Source organism: Paenibacillus sp. OT2-17 (assembly GCF_009827695.1).
Taxonomy (GTDB): domain Bacteria; phylum Bacillota; class Bacilli; order Paenibacillales; family Paenibacillaceae; genus Paenibacillus; species Paenibacillus polymyxa_B.
Window position 1 is genome coordinate 1 of sequence record NZ_WUDQ01000194.1, and the last position, 6,275, is coordinate 6,275.

Below are 6,275 nucleotides of genomic sequence, written 5' to 3' on the forward strand. Positions count from 1 at the left end.
CTCTGATTGCGGAAATTCTTGCATGTGTATTGGGTCTGGCGCTGGTGTTCCGCTCATCGATTTGGAGGGAATGGAAGCAAAGCGGACAGATGAATTGGCGAGGTTGGTTTGGAGCTTCAGAGTTGAAAAATGTCATGGCAACAAACCTTGATCTCATGATTCGCACAGCCTGTCTGCTGACAATGTTTAATCTGTTTACGGCACGCAGTGCGAGCTTTGGAACCGATCAGTTGGCGGCGAACGCTATTTTGTTGCAGATCCATTATATTATGGCTTACTTTTTTGATGGGTTCGCCAACGCCAGTAGCATTATGACGGGTCAGGCTAGGGGTGCCGGGGATCGTAAAATGCTGCAAAGGGTTATTCACTTGTCCTGGTTCTGGACACTGGTGACCAGCGTAGTGACGGGAGGATTGTATTTCGCACTGAAAGAGCCGCTTATCTCGCTATTTACGGATAATGCTACAGTGATTAACCTTACAGGCCCTTATAATGGATGGCTTGTGGTCTTTCCGCTGGCAGCCGGACTGGGACTGGTATTCTACGGTGTGTTTACGGGGATGACGGTAACGTATCCGATCCGTAATTCGATGCTGATCTCATTGCTCTGCTTTTTGATCGCTCTCTTCTGGTGCGTTCCCCATTATGGGAATCACGGACTTTGGCTGTCCTTTATTGTATTTGCCCTAGGACGGTCGCTGTTTCTTGTAATCTATTTACCTCGCTTGCAGAGGATATAGCAGCACCTGATTTACATCGCTCTCAAAACAAAGGATGTCCCATCCACCATGTACGTGGTGTTGGGACATCCTTTTATTATTTATTCATACGGGTTTATCAGATTAGAAGTTTGCAAAATCCTTTTATTCGCCTTGTGGAACGGTCAAGCCCAGACCATCCGCTACACGACGTCCATATTCAGGATCAGCTTTATAAAAATGACCGACCTGACGCAGTTTGATTTCATCACTTTCTACGGGCTTCATCGCATTTACGATGTTTCGGACCAGACGTGCACGCTCTTCTTCACTGAGCAAGCGGTACAGGTCGCCTGGCTGTGTGTAGTGATCATGATGATCGTAGGCTACACTTTGCGCTTCGCCAGACACTTCAAAAGGAGCAATTTTGGGCGCAGGTGATTCTTTGGGTCCACCGAGACTATTAGGCTCGTAATAAACAGATCCTCCGCCATTGCTGTCACTGCGTAATGCACCATCGCGTTGGTAGTTGTGTACTTCTGCATGCGGACGGTTGATCGGCAACGAATTATGATTTGCACCTACACGGTAGCGATGTGCGTCGCCGTAGGCAAACAGGCGTCCTTGCAGCATTTTATCCGGGGATGCTTCAATTCCAGGAACAAATGAACCCGGAGAGAATGTCGCCTGCTCTACCTCAGCAAAGTAGTTCTCAGGATTCCGATTCAGCACCATGCGCCCAACCTCAATCAGCGGATAATCCTTTTGAGACCATACTTTTGTCACATCAAATGGATCAAAGCGGTACGTATCTGCATCTTCTAACGGCATAATCTGCACATGAAGTTTCCATGCAGGAAAATCACCTTTTTTGATGGCATTAAACAAGTCTTCTGTATGATAATCAGGATTTTCACCGGCAATTTTCGCAGCCAAATCCACATCAAGATTTTGCACACCTTGCTCCGTTTTAAAATGATATTTCACCCATACTGCCTGTCCTTCGGCGTTGACCCACTTGAACGTGTGACTACCGAAACCATGCATATGTCTAAGTGTAGCTGGAATACCGCGGTCAGACATAAGGATACTTACCTGATGCAGCGATTCAGGAGATAAGGACCAGAAATCCCAGACCGCATTCGGGTTTTTCAGATGGGTTTGGGGATGACGTTTTTGCGTATGAATAAAGTCAGGAAATTTAATGGCATCCCGAATAAAAAACACAGGTGTATTATTGCCCACGAGATCATAGTTGCCTTCTTCTGTATAAAACTTCACCGCAAAACCACGCGGGTCGCGTACAGTATCGGACGAACCCAGCTCACCCGCCACAGTCGAAAAGAGAATAAACATTGGTGTACGCTTGCCCACCTCAGACAAGAAGCTTGCTTTTGTAAATGCAGACAAATCATTAGTGACTTCAAAATATCCGTGCGCCCCTGCACCTTTTGCATGAACGACACGTTCCGGCACACGCTCCCGGTTAAAATGCGCCAATTTCTCCAGCAGATGCACATCCTGAATTAGTGCGGGACCTCGCGAGCCTGCTGTGATCGAATTTTGATTATCTCCAACAGGAGCGCCCCAGCTTGTAGTCAGGTTCGTTGGTTGGTTACTCATGATTGACATCACCTCTTGAATGAATTGGTTGACTATGTGCCTTTCACTATAAATTGTGCACAAACAAAAATCAATACTTTTTTATAATTATTATAATCTAGGATTTAGAATTAGTTTAAAATCATAAACAAAAAAGCAAGCCCCATAAGGCTTGCCGTATATGCAGTATTGTATTTATTTACTAATAGGTATGCTTCAATTTTCACGTTCTGTAATGATTACTTAGATCGCTTCTCGAAGTTTTGCCATGGAGGCTTTCAGACAATATTCACCTAGAATTCATCATAAAATCATAAAAGCAGCTGCTTCCTATCAAGAAAATCCAAGATGTCCTGAACCGACTGAATTACCTCCCGACCTTCAGTCGATACGATTAAATCCGGTTCCAGCGGTACTTCATAGGGAGCATCAATCCCCGTAAAATGATGAATTTCTCCGGCACGTGCTTTCTTGTACATTCCTTTTGGATCGCGTCGCTCACATTCCTCCAAGCTGCACTGTATATAAATCTCATAGCAACCTTCCTGCTGTAAAATGTCCTTTACCATTTCACGATCTTCACGATAAGGGGAAATGGTGGCGCAAATCGTTAGAACACCCGCATGTGCCATTAGCATTGCAACTTCAGCAATACGACGGATATTTTCTTTACGGTCAGCGGGCAGGAAACCTAGATTCCGATTTAAACCGTGCCGAACATTATCCCCATCCAAAATAAACGTGTGTATGCCTTGTGCGTATAACGCTTTTTCAAGTGTGGAGGATACCGTTGATTTCCCCGAACCAGACAGCCCCGTAAACCAAAGCACCGGACTTTTATGTCCATTCAAAAGCTGACGCGCTTGCTTATCAACATCGGACACATGCCAGGTTATATTCGAAGATGGATTCATTCAGCACCTTCCTTTTTCATGAGATATTATAGTAAACAGTTTTTATGCACAGCTCAAGCTTCAGGATAGAGCATTTTTAAAGCTGTTTAAAGTACGCTGCTCTGCTTTATGATCCAACACTGCAAAAACAATCCGGTCAAACAACAAGCCATATCCTTCATCTACAAGTACTTGCTTGAACCAGAGGGCAACCTCTTCCGGCTTATTGCGGAATACTCCGCAACCATAGGCTCCCAGCACAAGATGTTCTACGCCGTTTTGCTTAGCCATTCCAAGAATGTAACGAATCCGCTCCAGCATCACTTCACCAATCCGATTCACCTGCTCTGGTTCCCGTTCTCGCACAACTCCAGCATTTACAGCAGGTGCGGTCAGGAAATCGACTTGATACGGCTTCTCTAACAATGTCCCCTGATCATCCCGAAATACCGGAACTTCAGGCGAATAAATCATATAATCTGAATAAAAACAGCTCCGCAGCTTCCGATTATGTCCATACATCTCTTCCATTTGTGAAATGCAAGGATACAACGCTGACGAACGAGCCAAGCTTTCTTCTTGAGCCTGGCTACCTCCGAGAAATCCACCTCCCGAGTTTTTGGCTGATGCAAAATTCAAACACGCTACGTGGGTCAGCTTCTCCTCTACCTGGAGTCTGTATGCCGCCTGTAACGTGCTTTCTCCCGTAATTTCCAATTTTGCAATGATCGTCTGTTCGTCTATACGGGAAGAAGGCCCCAATATACTTTTTATTCTTTGCTCTGCCTCTTGTTTTACAGCTACCAGCTGAGAAGGTGTATATAACTTCGAGTCTGTGACCGCATTTCCTATCTCTTTTGTCATATTTACTTGAACCAGTTTGATATTCGTATAATACCCAAGTTCCAAAATGGATAGTGTTTCCTGCGCCATATGCGATCGAGCATCCCGGTTGCTCCGGGAATTCATTGTATTTTTCATGATGACTATTCCTCCTTTTGCAATACATCCTCACGTAAATTTGTCAATATTTCTCCTAGCCAGTTCGTGCCACGCCATAGCTTGCGGTTCCGTATACGAGCATCGCTCTCAGCTAAGCCTACACCCCAAATGGTGTCGGTCGGACTAGCCTCAACCAGAGTGGTTCCTTTCGTTTTAAGCAGGTGCTTGAGCAAATTCGGATTTTGTGTAAACTTGGCGTAATTACCGTCATATACAAATTGCCGGCAATTGGCCTCCCACAAAGATTGGTCAAATCCGCGCACACTGCGACCCCGGGCTTTTTGCTCCCTTGGGGTAGGGGCTTGCATAATTTTCAAGGCCGCCTCTTCATCCCCAAAAAGCTGTGCTTTTTTCAACATCATATATTGCTCGGCACAGTTAAACTCCAATCCATCCACGACAAAATCAGAAGGATACCATTGCGAAAATGGCGAATGACTGCGATAAAAAAACGTAAACTTTTCCATGAAGATTCCTCATTTCATATTCCTATGCTACATAAAACGCGACCGAGGCTTAAATCGGTATAACTTGGACGGACGATGTCCAGCCGCCTTTCTATACTCATTGGTTTCTTCCACGAGATCAGCTATTTTGCGACGAAAAGCTGCGGCCAACAGCTCCTTACCTAGAATAATTTCATACACCTGCTGAAGCTCACTCAGTGTAAATAGAGCTGGCATCAGGTGAAACGCGATATCTGTGTATTCTATTTTGCTGCGCAGACGCTCTATACCGTACGCAATAATTTTGGCATGATCAAAAGCAATTCCTTGTGACTCCAGCACCTCTCGCTTGATTTCAATGGTTCTTCCCTTAAGAATTTCAGTTATTTTTACTTTGGCTGATAGATGGATGTCCCCATGCTTCAATGTGATGTCAATGTCTTGTTCCCATGTGTAACCTTCCGGCTGATTCGTCCGCGTCTCCTGAGCTACGCTGTAATCCAGCTCAAACCATTGGGCATCATCGGCATCATCCCCCGCCTGTACCTCCAAGGAATCGTGGTCCACCAATGCCATGTAAGCGCAGCTGATTACCCGCATACGCGGATCACGTGCCACATCTCCCCAAGTATATAGCTGCTCCATATAAATCTGATCCACATTCGTTTCCGTTTTAAGCTCGCGTCGTGCAGCCTCTTCCAGACTTTCATCTATGCCTACAAAACCACCCGGCAACGCCCATTGCCCTATATAGGGATGCTCCCCTCTTTGGATCAAAAGAAGCTGGAGGGTCTTCTCCGGCAGCTTCCGGTAATTTTGTTGGAGCTGATCCATTACCGTAAATAGCAGCATATCTACCGTTACGGATGGGCGCTCATATACATTCGCATCATACAGGGCCAAGAACTCCTCTTCCGTCAAGCCACTGTGATTATGTTTCGATCCATCTGTCACTTGCGTCACCTACCTGTTCATATATGGGTCATTTGTCGCTTTTGATTCAAAAGTGACGAATGCTTTATGTAATTTTTAATTTAAATAAATTGATAAAAACAAAATGTTAATATCAATACAATAATATATAAAAAGCGCTTCGTCAATAGGGTGTATAGACCTATTTTCAACCGTTTGATAGTACTATTAGACTGTTTACTGAATTTTACTTGTTGCTTATTGTCATATCATGTATGATGTTTTGGTCAATATAGGAAATACAACATACTAAACACGTAGGGAGAAGATCTGATTGACTAACCAGTTTAACCCGCAAAACAATCAGCAAGGAGCACCATCCAGGCCAGCTCCTGTTTACCCGCCTCCTGTATCATTCAAGGAGTGGATGATCAGTTTACTTTTGATGGCTATACCGGTAGTTGGACTTATTATGCTGTTTGTGTGGGCATTTAGCGGCTCGACTAATCCGAGCAAAGCTAACTATGCTAAAGCAGGCCTTCTTTGGGCCGCTATTGTAATCGTGATCTATATCATTATGGCTGTTGCTCTGTTGCCTGCTATCATAAGTTCATTGAATTCAAGCAGCTACTATTGATTCCAAGTACATAGCAAAATAACCTTCTGATGAATCAACCTGATACATCAGAAGGTCTTTAAACTAAACTGCCGATCCCATCGGC

General features: G+C 44.6%; 7 protein-coding genes. 2 read left to right on the forward strand and 5 right to left on the reverse strand.

Annotation, left to right across the window (positions count from 1 at the left end; genetic code table 11):
* Positions 1-740 (forward strand): MATE family efflux transporter (locus GRP75_RS16985; protein ID WP_272917214.1); only part of this gene is annotated, 740 nt, incomplete at its 5' end.
* Between the two features lie 123 nt (positions 741-863).
* Here the strand turns inward: GRP75_RS16985 and katA are convergent.
* The 5 genes from katA to GRP75_RS17010 form a co-directional block, all read right to left on the reverse strand.
* The gene (gene katA, locus GRP75_RS16990; RefSeq protein WP_160789875.1) at positions 864-2,321 is read right to left on the reverse strand and encodes a catalase KatA; all 1,458 of its coding nucleotides are present in this window, start codon (positions 2,319-2,321) and stop codon (positions 864-866) included.
* Between the two features lie 290 nt (positions 2,322-2,611).
* Positions 2,612-3,214: an adenylyl-sulfate kinase gene (cysC, locus tag GRP75_RS16995; protein WP_160789876.1), complete on the reverse strand. Its 603-nt coding sequence runs from the start codon at positions 3,212-3,214 to the stop codon at positions 2,612-2,614.
* A 60-nt stretch (positions 3,215-3,274) separates the two neighbouring features.
* Complete coding sequence (locus GRP75_RS17000; RefSeq protein ID WP_160789877.1) at positions 3,275-4,174, reverse strand: TIGR02452 family protein; 900 nt, start codon at positions 4,172-4,174, stop codon at positions 3,275-3,277.
* Between the two features lie 5 nt (positions 4,175-4,179).
* The gene (locus GRP75_RS17005) at positions 4,180-4,662 is read right to left on the reverse strand and encodes a riboflavin biosynthesis intermediates N-glycosidase (RefSeq protein WP_023988856.1); all 483 of its coding nucleotides are present in this window, start codon (positions 4,660-4,662) and stop codon (positions 4,180-4,182) included.
* A 27-nt stretch (positions 4,663-4,689) separates the two neighbouring features.
* Positions 4,690-5,595, reverse strand: a complete 906-nt coding sequence (locus tag GRP75_RS17010; RefSeq protein WP_160789878.1) for an NrtR DNA-binding winged helix domain-containing protein — start codon at positions 5,593-5,595, stop codon at positions 4,690-4,692.
* A 292-nt stretch (positions 5,596-5,887) separates the two neighbouring features.
* Here GRP75_RS17010 and GRP75_RS17015 point away from each other — a divergent pair, with 292 nt between their 5' ends.
* Positions 5,888-6,190: a hypothetical protein gene (locus tag GRP75_RS17015; RefSeq protein WP_023988858.1), complete on the forward strand. Its 303-nt coding sequence runs from the start codon at positions 5,888-5,890 to the stop codon at positions 6,188-6,190.
* The last annotated feature ends 85 nt before the right edge of the window (positions 6,191-6,275 follow it).

Coding starts and splice junctions, on each gene's coding strand:
- katA (WP_160789875.1), bottom strand. CDS start 2,321: ATGAGTAACCAACCAACGAACCTGACTACAAGCTGGGGCGCTCCTGTT.
- cysC (WP_160789876.1), bottom strand. CDS start 3,214: ATGAATCCATCTTCGAATATAACCTGGCATGTGTCCGATGTTGATAAG.
- GRP75_RS17000 (WP_160789877.1), bottom strand. CDS start 4,174: ATGAAAAATACAATGAATTCCCGGAGCAACCGGGATGCTCGATCGCAT.
- GRP75_RS17005 (WP_023988856.1), bottom strand. CDS start 4,662: ATGGAAAAGTTTACGTTTTTTTATCGCAGTCATTCGCCATTTTCGCAA.